12 protein-coding genes and 1 pseudogene are annotated in these 16,270 nt (G+C 58.4%); 4 read left to right on the forward strand and 9 right to left on the reverse strand.

Annotated elements, in window-relative coordinates:
- Positions 1–27: 27 nt before the first annotated feature.
- The 3 genes from J1C56_RS16075 to J1C56_RS16085 form a co-directional block, all read right to left on the reverse strand.
- Positions 28–4,491, reverse strand: coding sequence for an NACHT domain-containing protein (locus J1C56_RS16075; RefSeq protein WP_214391059.1), 4,464 nt, complete (start codon positions 4,489–4,491; stop codon positions 28–30).
- A 144-nt stretch (positions 4,492–4,635) separates the two neighbouring features.
- Entirely contained in the window at positions 4,636–6,015 is a 1,380-nt protein-coding gene (locus J1C56_RS16080; RefSeq protein WP_214391060.1) for a hypothetical protein, read from the reverse strand.
- 263 nt (positions 6,016–6,278) lie between these two features.
- The gene (locus tag J1C56_RS16085) at positions 6,279–6,938 is read right to left on the reverse strand and encodes a hypothetical protein (protein WP_214391061.1); all 660 of its coding nucleotides are present in this window, start codon (positions 6,936–6,938) and stop codon (positions 6,279–6,281) included.
- Between the two features lie 328 nt (positions 6,939–7,266).
- On the opposite strand from J1C56_RS16085, the pseudogene J1C56_RS16090 reads away from it, so the two are divergent.
- Positions 7,267–7,898, forward strand: a pseudogene (locus tag J1C56_RS16090) (tyrosine-type recombinase/integrase).
- A 143-nt stretch (positions 7,899–8,041) separates the two neighbouring features.
- On the opposite strand, the gene J1C56_RS16095 reads toward J1C56_RS16090, so the two are convergent.
- A complete protein-coding gene (locus J1C56_RS16095) occupies positions 8,042–8,827 on the reverse strand; it encodes an SDR family oxidoreductase (protein WP_214391062.1) in 786 nt (261 codons plus the stop codon).
- 412 nt (positions 8,828–9,239) lie between these two features.
- On the opposite strand from J1C56_RS16095, the gene J1C56_RS16100 reads away from it, so the two are divergent.
- A complete protein-coding gene (locus J1C56_RS16100; RefSeq protein ID WP_214391063.1) occupies positions 9,240–10,787 on the forward strand; it encodes a DUF2235 domain-containing protein in 1,548 nt (515 codons plus the stop codon).
- Between the two features lie 952 nt (positions 10,788–11,739).
- Here J1C56_RS16100 and J1C56_RS16105 read toward each other — a convergent pair.
- The 4 genes from J1C56_RS16105 to J1C56_RS16120 are packed head-to-tail and all read right to left on the reverse strand — an operon-like array spanning position 11,740 to position 13,801.
- Positions 11,740–12,144: a ubiquitination-like system serine protease family protein gene (locus J1C56_RS16105; protein ID WP_338001450.1), complete on the reverse strand. Its 405-nt coding sequence runs from the start codon at positions 12,142–12,144 to the stop codon at positions 11,740–11,742.
- Complete coding sequence (locus J1C56_RS16110; protein WP_338001451.1) at positions 12,141–13,352, reverse strand: ThiF family adenylyltransferase; 1,212 nt, start codon at positions 13,350–13,352, stop codon at positions 12,141–12,143. Before J1C56_RS16110 ends, J1C56_RS16105 begins: the two co-directional genes overlap by 4 nt.
- Positions 13,291–13,563 (reverse strand): multiubiquitin domain-containing protein, encoded by a 273-nt coding sequence (locus tag J1C56_RS16115; protein WP_214391064.1) that lies wholly within the window; start codon positions 13,561–13,563, stop codon positions 13,291–13,293. Before J1C56_RS16115 ends, J1C56_RS16110 begins: the two co-directional genes overlap by 62 nt.
- A gap of 16 nt (positions 13,564–13,579) precedes the next feature.
- On the reverse strand, positions 13,580–13,801 hold the full coding sequence (locus tag J1C56_RS16120; RefSeq protein ID WP_214391065.1) for a DUF2188 domain-containing protein: 222 nt from the start codon (positions 13,799–13,801) through the stop codon (positions 13,580–13,582).
- A 154-nt stretch (positions 13,802–13,955) separates the two neighbouring features.
- Here J1C56_RS16120 and J1C56_RS16125 point away from each other — a divergent pair, with 154 nt between their 5' ends.
- Complete coding sequence (locus tag J1C56_RS16125; RefSeq protein ID WP_246591436.1) at positions 13,956–14,282, forward strand: helix-turn-helix domain-containing protein; 327 nt, start codon at positions 13,956–13,958, stop codon at positions 14,280–14,282.
- Positions 14,279–15,187, forward strand: coding sequence for an ImmA/IrrE family metallo-endopeptidase (locus J1C56_RS16130; protein ID WP_214391066.1), 909 nt, complete (start codon positions 14,279–14,281; stop codon positions 15,185–15,187). The genes J1C56_RS16125 and J1C56_RS16130 overlap by 4 nt, the downstream gene beginning before the upstream one ends.
- 431 nt (positions 15,188–15,618) lie before the next feature.
- Here the strand turns inward: J1C56_RS16130 and J1C56_RS16135 are convergent, their stop codons facing one another.
- Positions 15,619–16,038 (reverse strand): GNAT family N-acetyltransferase, encoded by a 420-nt coding sequence (locus J1C56_RS16135; protein WP_214391067.1) that lies wholly within the window; start codon positions 16,036–16,038, stop codon positions 15,619–15,621.
- Positions 16,039–16,270 lie beyond the last annotated feature (232 nt).

A 16,270-nucleotide genomic window follows, 5' to 3' on the forward strand; every position in this document is an offset into this window, starting at 1 on the left:
GAAGCGGCCGTTTGACCCGGCAACAGGCTACCTTGTGTTGACCACCTCATGCACGACGGGCCACGGTCGACCAGAGGAGATATCCGGATGACGAGGACCAGCGTCAAAGCCACCTTGTTCGTCACGCTCGGCATCGATTTTTGTTAAATAGTCGACTGCGAATTCGGCCGTTTCTGGGTCAGTAGACTGGGTCATTACGTACAGCCCTTTGCGGAGTTCGGACAGATCACGTGGAATGAGAGAGTATGGCGATGAACCACTTCCAATAGGCTGGTGGAAGTACAGAATTTTGGAGCGAGTACTCCAGCCAAATTGACCAATGACACGGCGCCCTATCTCGTCTTGTGCAAGCTTGAGGAAGATAGCGTGATCTGCTCCAGCGAGAAGGATGCTGGCCAGCAGTGCTTTCTGTCGCTCATCAGTTGCCTCGTCATACCGCGCTGGGAGGCTCTCACGCGCCTCTGGGGAGAGCGTCAGAAACAGTTCGTCAGGGTAGTCGAAGCGTGTGCCACGTTCGATTGGCTTGTTACCGAATTTTCTTGCCGCGATTTCCAGCAGGAAATCCAGCGTTGCTGGGCCTGGATTCCTGAGCGTAAGAAATAGCTGATACTGGTCGATCAACTTCGGGTATCGCGTTACAAGTCCGCGCAAAAGTTCAACGCGAAGAGTTTCCTCCAGATGGCGCAAGCTATTCAAGAGGTCCCGGATACGCCATTCCCTGAATTCGAACTTTGCGGCCATCGCGTCTAATCCGTCGAACAGCGAAAACGGCTGATCAGACACAGGCAGCAGTTCCAGCCAGGCGAACAACGGGTACATGTCATTGTCCTGTATCCATTTGCGATCGCCATGCTCGGCCATGGCATCAGAGAGCCCTTTCATGATGATGCTGGCAGGCACGACAATGCCACCTACCGTCATGCGTTGCGCAAATTCGAGCCGCAGCTGGTTCGGTAAATCGGCTTGCACGATGTCGATCAGGAATGCCGTCCGGTCGCCATGCGGGAGCAGCACAGCGCAGCCGGCATACCGCGCCGCAAGCCCGAGTTCTTTGGGAGAGCCGCCATCTCGCACGGTCTCTGCAGCCTGGAGAAGTAACTCCGCGGTGTCGCAGCTCTGGGCGCGGTCCCTTGACCGGTTTGCGGCGGCACGAGCGAAGTCGGGCCATCCGCCGAACTTACGATTGTTATCGTCAGGCACTGGTTCGTTTCGCTGCTGCCAAATAATTTGGAGGCCGACAGCCGCTTCCAAACCGAAGTCTGCATCGAGAAGATGACGCTTCAGAACCGCTTCGGCATCATCGGTTCCGATGGTTGTTAGCATGATGCGATACTCTTGAACGTGAGACCAGCGCATCTCGTTTAGGGCCTTCTCGTTGGACCTGTTGGCCGCAAACGCTACCCTGGCCGCGCCAAGACCCGCGAGGTCCGCCTCGATCATCTTGTCCAAAATGGGTACCTGACCCGCATCAGGGACGCGGCGCATGGCCCAAGTAAGCTTGGCCATGTCATGGCGCGACGCCGACTTTTCGATAAGCTGCCGTCCCCATCCTTCTATCAGCTTGACGGCAGCTGGCCTGGTCGCAGAGGGCATCTGCAAATGCTCGATATCGCCTCCGCGACCGTGCCGGCTGATAATATCGGCGAGGTCGTGAATCTCGTCAGGAGTTCGCCCCTCTGCAAACTCCTGCAAGACATCGACTAGTACGCTTGCGCGTGTGCTTTCCAGCTTGTTTGCAAGCGTCTGCGAGGGTTTGTAGGCGGCCTCCGTCCTCTCGCCGTCTGCCTGGAACTTGCTTCTGGCATCAAGGTAGCGCACGACCAACTCCCGGACGGTATTGTGCCCGGCGAGAAAACACACCACGCTCAGTCGATCGCTATTGTCGTCTTGCAGCGTCAGAGTTGCTACCGGATCATTGTCGGTAGGTTCGACGCCCTCCAGATACCGATGCGGCTGGTAGGGTACATCGAGAGCGTTCTCCACTCGCCATTTGAGTGCTACGGCGACCCGCCGCGGAAAGCGGATCCAGGCGTCGTGGGTGATGTGATGTCCGCGGTCCTTGAATGAGAACGCGGGGTCTTTCAGTTCACGCTCAACCGCAACCGCTGCTTCTTCGTCCGAAAGGCAGTCGAGCGCCCTCGCCAAGCGTGTCTCTGGCGATCCATCATCTGTAACTAGGGCTTTCCTCCTTTCCATCAGGTCGGCCAGTAGTTCTGGATTTCGAACCCCGTCGAAGTAGCCCCTTTGTGCGACGGCTTGCGCCAGCTCCTTGCCAGAGGCTTGCAGAAGCTCCTCCATTTGCCGCGTGGCGGCACGGAAAGAGAGGCCTTGAAAGATGCGAAGCCTGATTTCCAGGCTGGGTTCATTCAATGCCATCGCGAGGACCACATCTATGGCCTCCCGATCGCCACGAAATGCCAATTCGGCGGCCAATGTCTCGCGAACCTTATCTGGCAATGCTGCAAAGTCCCGTGCGAGATGACCTCCGAGGACGGACGGATTGAATCGAGGGACGAGCCTCATCGCGCTCATCTGGTTCTGATCGTCGTCGCCAGACACGAGGGGCCAGACGATGTCGGCAAACTCGGCCCTCTTGCTCTGGATCATGAAACCCACAGCGCGGTCCAACCTGCCTTGCGCATGCCAGGCGCGCGCGAACCTTTCGACTCTGTTTCCGATGATCTCCCAGACAATTAGCCCCGATCGCGCGATAATTTGCGCAGCGAAAATTGGGTCGATACCGAGCAGCAGGTCCACGACTTTGGCGACCACCTTGGCACTCGCCTGGTCTTTTCGCGACATTCGCTCGCATGCGAACAGGACCACTTCGCTCCAGCTGCGGTCGTTGAGCGCAACAATTGCAAGTGGATGCTCGAAGCTGAGGTTATCCCCTGCCACGACAAGGCGCGCCTCAAAGTCGAACGACGCACACCACTCTTGCAATTGCTGATGCTGGAAGACGTAGAGCTGGCTGTCCTGCCGGACCAGCAAGTGGCTGGCCACGAGGATGTCGAGGACGTGAGGCGGGTTTGGTGCAGTTGAAATCTGCCCCTCAGACACTAGCTTTTCACCAGCACTCGATACAGCCGAACGCGCATCGCGATCGGGAATGGTCGGCGTGCCCGACATCTGGGCGGCCGCTGCGACGGCCGTGAGGTAGGTATGCTGGGCGTCATGCAACTCGCGGTGAAATAGCTCCTTGTTGGCGGGAATGGCTTCATGGGCCTCGACCATGCGGCGAAGCACTTCTTCCTTGGTCTCTGGCAACTTCCCCGAAGTGGTCGCCTCCATCAAAGCGCGCAGATACAGAGGTATGGTGACAAGGTCGCGCAAACCGACGGTACGCCAGGCCGCATCGAGCACACTGACGCCATCCGGCCCCCTTATGCCCTCCGCGACTTCGTGTTGTTGCTCGTCCGAGAGGGGTAGGATAGAGATGCGGCGTCCCGCGAGGGGAACGTCCAGCGCAGTCCTGCGGCTGCTCATCACCACGTTCAGCAGCGGAAACTGCGTTTCAAGCTCCTCCATCTCGTTGATGAGACGGCGGCGTGCTGCGTCAGGGACTTCGTTCCAGCCGTCCAGGATTAGGGCGAGCTCGCCATGGTCTGCCAAGAACTTGAGGTGCGCACTGGAGAGCACCTCGTAACCTCTACGCCTGGATGCCCAGTCGAACAGGCCCCTACCCGATTCGGCCCATACGCCAAGAGGTACGAACACCGGCACGGGACCGGCCTCGATCATCTTGCGGGCGATTTGGATGAGCGTTGTGGTCTTGCCAGTGCCCGGCGCCGACAGCAGCACGATATGCTGTGCAGCAGCGAGAACCTGAGCGAAGTGGCTTTGGTCCAAGTAGAGGACGTCCTCTACGTCCTCTACCATAAGCTTAAGTTCTACGGAGTGCTTTGGCCAGCTCCGACGCCGCTCGTAAGTTTCAATATCCGCCAGCGCCGCGGCGCGCACCTGCACTTTCACAGTCGCAAGGTCGGCATCTTGAGGCAGACCGAGCCGTGAAATGTAAGGCGCCAACTGCTGGATGAGTTCGTCCGACAACTGGGCGATGGTCGCTGGCCCTTTGCCGCTGGCAAGTTGCTGGAACGCACGTTCTTCCGCCTCGTGCTTCCACTTCTCCAGCTTGTTGAGTGTGAATTCCTTCGGGTTGTGGTCGATAAGGTGAGCATGATCGGCGCAGAGCCAGATTCCGTTGTCCGCACTCGCACGTTCGGCGGGGCTCTGATTGGAATCGTAGCGAGGCCCGCCAGGTGAGGCGGCCTTGATGTGGGCTGCAACGCCGATGATGTTCGTACCTTCTTCGCCTTTGCGTGGCCCGACGGTCAGCCGCTGGCACTGCGGGTTGGAACACAAGTAGCCGACGCGCTGGGCGAGCTGGATCTTAACCGTGGGCTTGAAGTCGTCGCGCCGGCGGGCCGCGACGACTGGCCTGGTGCCGTCTATCGGCGCAACGGCTTTGGGCGTCAAAAGCGAGTCGGGCATGGGGGGAGGATATCGGAAAAAGCGGTCACCGCGAATCTTCGAGTTTGTAAGTCCCGTGCTGAAGCGGGGAAAGAGGAGGACCCCAGCTGACCTTGACTATCGCCCTGAAGCGTTCGAACAGGAATGAGCGAAAAATGCTGGCAGCTACTCGTAGGCCAAATGGTAGTTCTGAACGAGCGGGTGGTTCCGCACGCGCTTTGTTCCCTCGGCGGACATTGGCAGGTTGAGGGCCGTCAGCAGATAGCAAAGTGCCTCCATCGCCTGCGTTGACTTGGAAAAGGCCCTGAATTCTTCATCGCTTTCCGGATCAAAATGTCCATGAGCTGCCTTGCCCCGAAACTGGATCGCCCTCTTTAGATGCGCTACCGTATTCTCCGGCATGATACCTATGCCAAGCTTTTGTTCGACCATCGCCACCAGGCGTTTGAACTGTTCTTCGGAGGACTCTGCTTTGAGGCGCCGGATGGCGCCGGCGATCCGGTCCTGGATTTTTGGGGAGTGACCGAGTTCTTGTGCCTTTTGCGCGGCAGTCACCGCAATCGCATCTACGTGGTGAGTTGGTAACACGCTCTGGGCTTGCGCGATGGGTATCTCTTCAAACCAGCGGCATGCATTGATGAGCCGCTCGGCCGAAATGACGTTCCTGAGCGACAAGCTCATCATCATCATTGCATAAGACTTCTTCCACTCATCAGCCCGGACCATCCAAATGACAAGGCATGCGCGCAACGCAGCTAGCTCTTCGTCATTCCAGGCACGGACAGGTGACCCTCCGACCCAAAGTTCGCCGGAGGCGATTTCTTCTTCTGGCCAGACATAGTGCACCTCATAGTCGCCACGATATGAGTCTGCTTCGATGGCAGCCATGGTCTCGGCGCGCGAAATGCGATCAATGCGGATGTTACCCGGCTTCAACTTCGCGCCCAGGCAGAATGAAAGGAAATGGACGTAGTTCGAGACGTGGCGGATATAGTCGTGAATGTTCTGGGGCTCGTCGAATTCGATCTCGAAGCTGGGCCAGAGTTCTTTCGGCGCATCGAAATCCATCCCATAGCGCGCCCCATATGATGCCCTGAGCCTCATATCGTCTGCGGCGTCTTCAAACAGCCTGAGATCCTCTACCTTGGGGTATCGCGTACTGCCTAGCGTCTCGACCTTGTCCCTATTGTGCAGAAGTTCCATCGAATGCTTAACGGTGAAACAGACCTTCTTCACCTTGTCGGAGAGGGTCCAGCGATCGTAGCCAATGACAGCGATGTTGGCGATGAGACTCTGATGGTAGATGGCGCGGTCGTGGCTATGTCTCGTACCGCTGCCCCTATCAACACTTGAATGAAGGGAAACAACGTGACCTGTTTCCGCAATGAGGTATATCGGCGCCTCTGCGTCGACGTGAACGAGCTCATGATAGCTGTAGAGGTCTGTTCGGATGACGTCATCGGAAAGGAGAAGACTCCCGGCCAATTGTTTGCCTGTGACGTCTTCAATACAATGGACGGGTTTCCCCTTTTCAATATCGGGCACGATTCCCCCTTGTAGTCACATCTCGCTCTTTCCGGCGCGCCGAATCGCGTCAAGAGGCAGACCGTCAGCTGTCCTCGAGACAGCGCACCGATTGCGCGCAAGAACAACGCTTCCTTAGGACGGCCAAGTTCGATGACTGTCGGGAAGCTCGGAGAATTCGGCACAAGGGGCGTTACGAAGGGCCGCGTAGCTCCTTCATCCGATACGTCACCATCCCGCACAGCGCGCTCTATTCATCCCCGCGTCGTCCGGCCAATGCGCTATTATTTCGATGGACCGAACATTCCAGACTCAACCATCGAGAGATACATCTTCTTCAATGCAAGCGCCGTATCCTGGCTTACAAACAGCGAGGACCGATTGCCGTGCGGCTGCCCTAAAAGGTAGGCCCGCATGGTGTCCCAGGTTTCCGCCCGTTCCGCCCACGTCCAGCAAGGCAACTCTTGTTCGATCATCAATGGCACAGCGACGTGCTTGGGAATGAGATGGTTTGGCTCGATGCGTTTCGTCCACTCGCACCGGACGAGTATCGGCGTCGCCCCTTCGCTGTAGAAAGGGACGTTCAACCGTTCCGCAGTGATTGAAGCCGCCGCGTGAAACCCAAGCTTCTCCACAGAGTCGATCACAGCCTGACCATCGACATAGGGACAGGTGATGAAGCCATGCGCAAAGTAGCAGGTGTGGTCGAGGCCGGCATATCCGCACCGTTCGCTAGGCCACATCTCAGGGTGCTGGCGGTCTTGCCGCATCACGAGCGGATGCCAGGTCGGGTAACTTTCTACCGCGGGACCGATTTCGGCGATTATTTCCTCCAGCGCACGTTCTGATCTGATCCGCGTCGCTGGTTCAAAATGGCGTGAGATAAGATAGTTCTTCGCCTTTTCATATCCAGCCGCCGCCGCTTCATCCGCTCGAAATGCCATTGAAACTCCAAAAGTGCCTCGCCACTGCATGGATTTGATATAACCTGCACAAAATGGCAATATTGTGCGCAATATTAAAAAACTCGCACATCGTCGGCATTTTTCCTGGAATTCATTTCTCCCACCATTGCGCGCGGTGGGGGGCCAAAACCGGAATGGATGAGTTCGAGAGAATTTTCGTTGAGGCGAGCTGTTTGACTGCTCGGGCATGGAGCGTCCGCTTTTAGCCAAATGTATTTATCAAAGCAGTCAGTCTGCTCTCGGCCCCTAGGCGGTGATGCTGGCGATCCGTTTCTCCATGGGCCAATCAAGGCCGAGGAGAACTCACATGGGTCACTCTCAATACGATGACGCTTGCCCTGAGCGCGCCGCTTGGAATGCAGGAAAGAAGTTAGGAGCCAAGCGTCCGCTGACACAGAAACAGATCTGGGCTGTTCGCTTCTTCCTCGATCGCGAGAGACGCATTCGGGACCGCGCGCTGTTCGATCTGGCAATCGACAGCAAGCTGCGCGGCTGCGACTTGGTCAAGATCAGGATCCGCGATCTGGTTGCGGGGGCAGAAATCCGGACCCGTGCCATTGTCGTTCAGCAAAAGACGGGCCGGCCGGTCCAGTTCGAGATCACCAGCGACGTAAGAGCCAGCCTTCTGGCTTGGCTTGAAAGGCGCGGAGGATCGGTCGACGACTATGGATTCCCGAGCCGGATCAATCACGCCCGCCACATGAGCACGAGGCAGTACGCCCGCCTGGTTGACGAATGGGTCGCAGCGATTGGGCTGCGACCAGAGGAGTATGGCACCCACTCGCTTCGTCGCACGAAGTCGTCGATGATCTACAAGGCGACTGGAATCTCCGCGCCATACAGATCCTGCTTAGCCACTCCAAGATCGAGAACACTGTCCGATATCTCGGCGTCGATGTGGAGGATGCGCTGCTCTTGGCCGAGCGAACTGAAATCTGACATTGAAGCGGTCATCCCCGATGCATGGCGGATGACCGCCTCTGCTCCGTTCTGTCTGTCCTCGGGAGGTCTGTCGGTTATTGGGCAGCGCGCCTCGAAAGCGGGCGCAATGTGGCCCATATGCCTGCAACCAGCACCAATAACTACGCCATATAACCACCATCGAGGACAAGCGGACTTCCGAGCATGAAGGACGCGGCGTCCGAACAAAGCCAGAGGACGCCGTTAGCGACTTCATCGGTCGTGCCCAGCCGACTGATAGGTTCTTGCCCTATGATTTGGGCACCGATTTGCGCGTTCTTCCTTATGAAGTTTTCGACCGGCGGTGTGCCTACCCACCCAGGGCAGATCGCAGTGATCCGGATACCGTCTTTGGCATGTTCAAGTGCTGCACTGCGCGTCAGTCCCAGGACTTCGTGCTTGGCGGCAGAATAGGGGGCGCCACCCAAGAGTGGGTATCCTCGGAGCCCATCAACAGATGAGTTATTGACGATTACTCCACGCCCCGCCTTGAGCATCGCCGGCAGTTGGTGGCGCATGCACAGAAAGACGGACGTAAGGTAGCCATTTATCGTCTTGCTCCACGCGTCTTCGGTCATATTTGCCACCGGAGACATTTTCCCGCCGCTGCCTGCATTGTTGAAGGCATAGTCAATCCGACCGTAGCCTTTCAGTATCGACGAAATGAGATTCTCGACCTCTCGACCGTCCGTGACATCGCACTCAACCCAACTCCCGCAGCCACTATCCATTAACGTGCTCAAGGCCTGCTTACCGCGCTTTTCATTGCGGCTGGCGATGATGACGGTCGCGCCCTCTCGGGCAAAAGCCTGCGCGGTTGCAAGGCCGATTCCAGTGCTTCCCCCGGTTACAAGCGCAACCTTGTCGGTCATCTCAGGGTATCGTTTGGGCGGCACATCAACGGTCATATGTTTGCTCCTAAAGCAGAACGACCGATTAGGCGGTCCGATCTGCCGATAACGTCGGCATCAGATATGACCGATGGCTACACGCACTGGCAATGTCAGCTTTCCGGGCCTGCAAATGTCGCGATGTACGTCCGACAAGGGTCGGAAGCCGTCGCAGAGCTCATTTCACCTTCAATGGCAGCTATTCGACCTCGACGCCCGAAAGCGGAACGTCCGGATACGGCCCCGATGCTGCCGGGTCGCAACGCGCCCTCATATTGGCCGTAGCGATTGGCTTCGAAATCCCCCGAAAGCGGACACTGTCGGCGCTGGTGGAGCGAGCTACGTTGGTATCATCGAAGAGAACGATCTTTGTAAAACAACCTGCACCGTGTAATTGTACGCGCAAGATTCGAGCCAGAGAGAGGGCCGAATGAGCAAGAATATCGTCATTTTCTCGGATGGTACGGGGCAGGAAGGCGGGGTTCGCGCAGAACAGCGCATGAGCAATGTCTACAAGCTCTACCGCGCCTGCCGCATTAGTCCGGATAGTCCGATCGATCCAGCGGACCAGGTCTCTTTCTACGATCCCGGCCTCGGTACGGAGACTTCGGCCAGCGGGATGACTGACATCGTCCGTCAAACGCAGAAGCTATTAGCATCGGTCTCCGGCAAAGGTATCACCCACAACATCGCCGACTGCTATGAGTTTATCCTCAATCACTACCAGCCTGGCGACCGGATCTTCCTTTTCGGGCTCAGCAGGGGAGCCTACACCGCGCGTTCCGTCGCGAATCTCTTGATGCTCTGCGGCGTTCCCGCCAGCATCGAGGGCAAACCTCTACCCCGTCTCCGAAAGACAATTCGCGACATTGCAAAAGAAGCGGTGCACGACGTCTTAGAACATGGGGCAGGTCACCCTCGCGCCACCTTTGAAGACGAACGCCTTGAGATGGCGCGACGCTTCCGAACTCGCTATGGCTCGCATCATGAATCCGGAGAGGTACACCGCTCGAATGCGGCGCCCTATTTTGTCGGTGTATTCGACACCGTTGCAGCCTTGGGAACGAAGGGCTTCCGACGGATCGCAATACAAACTGGTCTCCTGGTGGGAGCGATTGGGCTCGGGTGTGCTGCAGCCATCATGCCTGCCGTGCTCCTCGGATGGCTCCTCGCCTGGCTACTGCCGGTTTCCTTCTGGACGATTTTTTGGCTCGGCATCGCGCTCGGCGCCATAGCGGGCGCATATGTGTTGAGGCAAGCGCAGCGCAACGAAACGCGTAAGACGATCCGGGACTTTCCAAACGCCGGCGATGTGAAAATCCACATTGCCGAGTGGAAGGCGGAACACTTCGATCGTCTGTTGAGTAGATTTGTCTCCTACGCCCGTGCTGCCAATGCGACCGATGAAACAAGGGCAGATTTCGACCGAGTAGGATGGGGCAATACAGCTCAGGCGGCTGACGTCATCGAGGGCCACAAGCGCCTCAAGCAACCCTGGTTCGCCGGCAATCATTCCGACATAGGGGGCAGCTACCCCGAAGTGGAATCGCGACTTTCCGATATTGCGCTCGTCTGGATGATCGAAGAGGCGACGTCCGTTCCGAACGGTCTAAAGGTGGCTCCCGTAGTCGCCAACGGCAAGCAGGTAATTGGCACCATGACGGGAGCACCTCATCTGTCGTTGTTCCCGGCGGCTAGCGGTGTGCAGCATTGCGAGGTTGCCGGAATGAAAGACACGTTAGAAACGCGCGTTCCTAAATGGCTGCAGCGCTGGACGACCGGAATGGGGTGGAAGGTGAAGGTGCGCGACGTCAAGCCCGGTGCAGAATTGCATCCAACTGTCCTTGAGCGATTTGCCTTTGCAGAGGTGCAGCAGTGCGCAGAGTTCGGTCCTTACCGGCCAGAGGCTCTCAGAAATCATCCACAGGTCGCGCACTATTACAAGAACGGGGACCAAGCCGGTTCCCGTGTTTCGTGATCCGTTTGGCGCTTCCAGCGATGGACCGCAGCTTTAGGTCCCGAGCCGCCATTCTGGTTTGCGCCCTCATCTCAGCAATAGAGATCAGCTTCGCCGCGTCCTGAAAGCAGACATCGCAAGCGAGGACTCCGGAGGCTGCGGTCGCGCCAAATGCAGTCGCTCAAGAACGAGTCGGCAAATGACCGTTACAGGGGTTCAAGCGTATAGTCGTAACGGCAGCGACACCAGGCGTTGCTGTTGGTTTTCATGATCATTCTCTTTTGGTTGGTTTCTGTCCCGGAGGACGTTCCACCGGGGCGACGCCTGGGGCTGGCTTGTCCCCAACACGGGAGCGCAGCGAGTGGAGCGGGGCAGGATCGGGACAAGACGGCCGCGTCGACACACAAACCGTCACTCACGCCGCGCAGACCACCAACCGGAATGCCGTTGAAGACCCAGCAAGCCACTGGCCTCGACCACGACACCGACCCCCAAGCCACCGCTCGGCGCCGAAGATCGCACCAGGGCTCAATGCCATCGGGGCTTTGTCGGTTTGCAAACGCTCTCCCACCCCGACCTGGGGTCGGCTTGCGCTCCGCCAGGCCGAGCCAGTGGAGGGGGAAGGAGATCCGGCTGACCAATCCGACTTGCTTCGCAAACGCTTGAAACCCAAGAAAGGGCAGCCGGTCCGCGACGGGTTCTCGTTGCTGACCGAATTTCGCAACGGAGTCACGCATTCGACGTCCTTCAACTACGACATGGATATCTTTGATGCATGGGACGCCTCCCAATGGCTTCTTGAAGTGCAAGTTGGCGTTGTTCAACCATCGCGGAAAATACCAGGATCGGCGCTTGCAGACCGGATCTTACGCCGGGAACCTCGCGACCTTTCCAATCGCGCAGCCAGGGGCAGGCGCGGCGTGAAAAACACCGGCAGACTGACGTCGAAGCGCCTTAGGCAAGAACGTTATGCCTAGCCGAGGCCGACCAGGCCGAGCAGTCCTTTCCAGAGCCTGACCCACCAGCGGGGTTTACGGTTCAGATCGCGATAGTAGGCCTCGCGCCGGCCATGGTCAGACTTAAGCGCTGCCACGGTCTGGGCGGCACTCATAGCGCGGAGCCAATCGACACGGCCGTCGGTGATGAAATAGTGTGAGTTGCAAGGCAGCTGCCCACTGCCGATCGAAGGCCGAACGGTTGGCTTGCCATTGCGTTTAGTGACCTTCCAGCCAGTCGGACCGAGCGAGACCGGCACCTTGCTGCCGCAGCCGCATGCGCAAAGATGCATCGCGATCTTGTACTCGTCGGAGACATACAGCACGCCGGGCTCCAGCACCGCCGGCACATAATGGACCTCGGCCAACCGGAAGTCAGTCACTCGACGGGCTCCGCAAAAAGGCGCGGCATGACGGTGTTCATCAACAAATTATAGGCCGGCAGCTCGTGTGCGTAAAATCCGCAGTGCTGTTTATAACGCAACATGGCGATGCTGGCGTTAAGGGCATTGAGTTCGGCAATCTGGATGTTGAGCCGATATTCGTTGCCGGGCGGGTCGGTAAGCGGCACCAGTCCCTTGCCGCGGACTTCGGCGGCATTTTCAGGCAGGAACGTGGTCGTGCGGACCATGCCGGCAAGCGCACCGTTTTGGCGGACCAGCCCCATTCCGACGTCGATGAAAGGAATGCCCAGGCGCATGAGCAGGTCGAAGATTTCCGCACGTGCCGTGCCCTTGTCGACGCAGACGAACGCGAAGGTCACGCCGGCGAAATCAGCTTCGCAATTGCTGTCAATAGCCTTGGCTTCGAGATGCAGCCCCTTGCGAAAGTTCTCGTAGCGCTGCCGGTAGACTTCAGCCTTTGGCTTGTCGAGCTCGTCCTGCAGCAACCGCCCGGGCGAGCGGAACGCGTTGTGAACGTGGAAGGGCTTTGGATCGAAGCCCTTGATTTCACGCACATTAGTCTTCACCAGAAAATCCAGCACATAGGCGCCGGTCCCGCCCAATCCGATGACGGCAACCACTTCGCTGGCGAACTTCGCGGCGAGATCACCGATCAGGGCCCGGCTCGTCAGCGTGTCGCGGAAATGGAAAACACTTTCGGGGCCGGCGTCCTCGTCGACGTCGAAGGTGAAAGGGTTGGCGTTCGGATACTTGTGAATGGCAGGCCCCGAGAGGATCGACAGGTAGTGTTCGAACTTGACGAAGAAGTCCGGGAGGCCGCCGGGCGGCTTGTTGGAGAACGACCGCTGCACCACGATGTCGTCCTTTGCCAGCGTCACGGTGGCGGCACCGCCGCCGAGCATCGGAATTGGCTTGCCGTCAAGTCCATGAGGCACGCCGCCGGCAAAGAAGACCTGATGGTCCTCGGGCTGAACCCGCGTGCCGTCGATATCTTTGATGGTGCTGACAATCGCACCCCAACACAGGCCGCCCTCGGCGTCGAGATACGGGATGTCCCTGGCGGCAAGGTAGTTGCTGTCGAGCCGGAGCGCGTAGCCCCGGTCGATCAGCATCTGGATGTCGGCATTATGACTCGCTAGTTGGAATAACATGGAAGTCCATCCCGTTCTTGGCCTTGACCGAGCCACCGGGGGCCAGTGTGCCCTCTTTGGGCTTGTCGCCGCGGGTGTAGGTCACCGAATAGACCGTCTGCGGGTGCTGCGGGTAGGTGGGGTCGAAGTAAGTCACCACCTCCGCATAGGTCAGCTCGTCCTTTTTTGGCACCTGATGCGGGGTGCCGTTTACCACGATGGTGATGGTCTTATCGTGAGGACCCGTCTTGTCGTCGTTGTCAGTCATTGTATGCTTCTTTCTGTTAGCCCTTGGGAGGGTAGGGGTCGTTGCCGTACGAGTTGGAGTCGCGGATCTGCCCGTTGGGCCGATGGATGACCACCTCGCTATGCTGGTTGATGGCGATCTGCCGTGCCGATGCGATGGCATCGGCCTGGGTCGGATGAAGAGAAGTCGCCCGGCTGTTGCCGGCGCCGAGCACCCCCCACTGACCGTCGCGAGGTACCACATGCTGATTTTTGCTCATGAAAGGCTCCGTTAAGGCTCATTTGCTACAAACTCGTAAGGCTATATCTTACGCCAAGGCTTGCGTCAATGGCTGTGGTATGATGTTGTGGTGCCTGATCAGACGGCGTGCCGCGAAAGCGAGCGCGCCACACGTGATTCCGGAGAAAGACTGAATGGTGGAACTGGCCGTCAAGCTGAAGCAGCTGCGCGTGCGCAGCGGGAAATCGCTGCAGGAGGTCGCCGACGCGGTCGGCGCCTCGAAGGCGCATATCTGGGACCTGGAGCGCGGCGCGAGCAAGAACCCGTCCCTAGGCTTGCTGAAGGGCCTTGCCGACTATTACAAGATCGGCGTTGCCGAATTGGTGGGTGAAGATCCGACCGCTGCGGAGGAGGAGCCTGATCTGATCGCCCTCTATCGCAACCTCAGCGAACTGGAACCGGAGGACCGCCAGACCATCGCGCTGATTGCTGAGCGGCTGAAGGCCAGCCGCAAACCATGAACATCACCCGGATGGACCTGGCCGACGCGGGCAGCCCCGAACGCCTCGTTCTCGAGATCCTCAAGTGTGAGCCTCAACTGCCGATCCCGGTGCCGATCGAAGAGCTATGCCTGAGGCTGGATATCCACGAAATCTTGCCACTTACTACGAAAGGCTTCGAAGGCGGGCTGATCACCACGCCGGACAAATTCAAGGGCACGATCCTTTTCAACGCGGCAAGCCCGCGAGAGCGGCGTCGCTTCACGATCGCTCACGAGCTCGGACATTTCCTGATGCCGTCGCATGTGCCGTCAGCCGAAGGGCAATTTCTGTGCAAGTTGCAGGACATGCGGGAGCTGAAGGGCGGCGAGTCGGACCGGCGGCTGAAAATGGAAGTCGAGGCCAATCGCTTTGCCTCGCAGCTCCTTCTGCCGCCGCCGAAATTCCGGGTCGATGTGGCGGTCGGCAAGGATCCCGACATCCGTCAGATGACGGCCATCGCCAGAAAGTACGACGTCAGCAAAGAGGCCACCGCCCGCGCTTATGTGCACTTCCGCGAAGAGCCAGTCGCGGTCGTGGTGACGCACAACGGCAGGGTGCTGCGCGATTATCATAACGCGCTCAAATTTCCCAAGCTGGCGATCCCTGCCGGGGCTATGGTCCCCGCGCACTCCCTCCTGCGCCGCCGGACACATGAACAGGGCGTGGCCAGCGACATCGACGAGACCGACGCCGGCGTGTGGCTCCATGTGGAAAGGGGACGCCAGCCGGCGCCTCTCTATGAGCAGGTCTTGGTGCAACGCGACGGCTACGCGCTGATCATGCTGTCCCGCGACGTGGCCTCGGGCGACGACGAGGAGGAAGACGAAGAGGGAGAAATGACCTCGGCACAGCGCCTCAAACGCCGCCTGGATCGCGACTGCTAAGGCCGGCAGGGCTACTCGTAGCGGCCCGCGAAAAGGTCGCCTACGGCGTCGCCGAGTGGGCACCTTGCCTCATTGAACCAGAATGGTTGGAGAAAAGCCGGCGCCCGGCCTCCATCAGCTTGAGCACCCCTTGCCTTGATCGGGAACGGTCTGACATCGCAGCCGGTCGATAGGATATGTTCCTCAAAACGGATCGCTGTGACCGAATCCTCCTGGGATGGGTCATGAGGGATGAAGCACTCTGCGCTGCCGATAGCTGCCGCCCTTGATCGGATACTATGGATGGCAGAAAGCGTCTGTCTGAGCCTTAGTCTCACGGGGGCGAACGTCCGCTGCCGTACTTCGAACGCCGAAAGCCGCCGGTCCGCTCTCGGCCCCGAAACGGACTGTTCCCAAACGAAGTAGAAAACGGAAGCCCGTACTACTCCCGCCTAAGGGGCGGCGTGGTAGAAAATGATCTCCGGATCCCCTTCATCAAGGTTGTCGACGTGCCCGCTCGGCCTGAAGCCCAACTCAGCAAACAGCATCTGCATTGGCCTGTTGGACATGTTGGTGGAGCTGAATAGTTTCCGATCAGGGATAATCGATTGGAAATGCTTGATGATCGACGCGCCCAATCCCTGACGACGGAATTCTCGGCCCACCATCACCATCTCGACAAAAGGCTGGCCAAAGAAGTGCTTTGTCAGCACGCCGTAAGCGGCTACCCGGCCATTTCTCTCAGCAACATGACAGCACGCCGATCCGAGCCAGCTGCGAATTTGATCACGGCGCTCTAGGCTCGTCTCAGCAACGGAATCGATGGCGCAAAGCGCCTCGTAGTCATCGATAATCGCCGACCGAATGCGCATAATTTCCTACCACTACTAACAATACCAAAGGCGCCTCATACGAGCCGCAAACTGTAGGTCCACTAAGGGGCAGATGACAACATTTCTGAATGTCTACCTGAATGTCCGCTTTTGACGATTGGTACCGTGAAGTTGCCGGTCAGGAATCGGCCCCATGCACTAACCCGCTTCGCGGGAGAGTCGCCTCGTTCTGAGATGACGCGACAGGCATGGGCCTTGAGCGGGTAGAAGC

It is taken from the genome of Aminobacter anthyllidis, assembly GCF_018555685.1.
Taxonomy (GTDB): Bacteria; Pseudomonadota; Alphaproteobacteria; order Rhizobiales; family Rhizobiaceae; genus Aminobacter; species Aminobacter anthyllidis.

What these genes read in the sequence shown, in the direction of transcription:
- J1C56_RS16075 (WP_214391059.1), bottom strand. Translation starts at nt 4,491, where the DNA reads ATGCCCGACTCGCTTTTGACGCCCAAAGCCGTTGCGCCGATAGACGGC.
- J1C56_RS16085 (WP_214391061.1), bottom strand. Translation starts at nt 6,938, where the DNA reads ATGGCATTTCGAGCGGATGAAGCGGCGGCGGCTGGATATGAAAAGGCG.
- J1C56_RS16095 (WP_214391062.1), bottom strand. Translation starts at nt 8,827, where the DNA reads ATGACCGTTGATGTGCCGCCCAAACGATACCCTGAGATGACCGACAAG.
- J1C56_RS16100 (WP_214391063.1), top strand. Translation starts at nt 9,240, where the DNA reads ATGAGCAAGAATATCGTCATTTTCTCGGATGGTACGGGGCAGGAAGGC.
- J1C56_RS16115 (WP_214391064.1), bottom strand. Translation starts at nt 13,563, where the DNA reads ATGACTGACAACGACGACAAGACGGGTCCTCACGATAAGACCATCACC.
- J1C56_RS16120 (WP_214391065.1), bottom strand. Translation starts at nt 13,801, where the DNA reads ATGAGCAAAAATCAGCATGTGGTACCTCGCGACGGTCAGTGGGGGGTG.
- J1C56_RS16125 (WP_246591436.1), top strand. Translation starts at nt 13,956, where the DNA reads ATGGTGGAACTGGCCGTCAAGCTGAAGCAGCTGCGCGTGCGCAGCGGG.
- J1C56_RS16130 (WP_214391066.1), top strand. Translation starts at nt 14,279, where the DNA reads ATGAACATCACCCGGATGGACCTGGCCGACGCGGGCAGCCCCGAACGC.
- J1C56_RS16135 (WP_214391067.1), bottom strand. Translation starts at nt 16,038, where the DNA reads ATGCGCATTCGGTCGGCGATTATCGATGACTACGAGGCGCTTTGCGCC.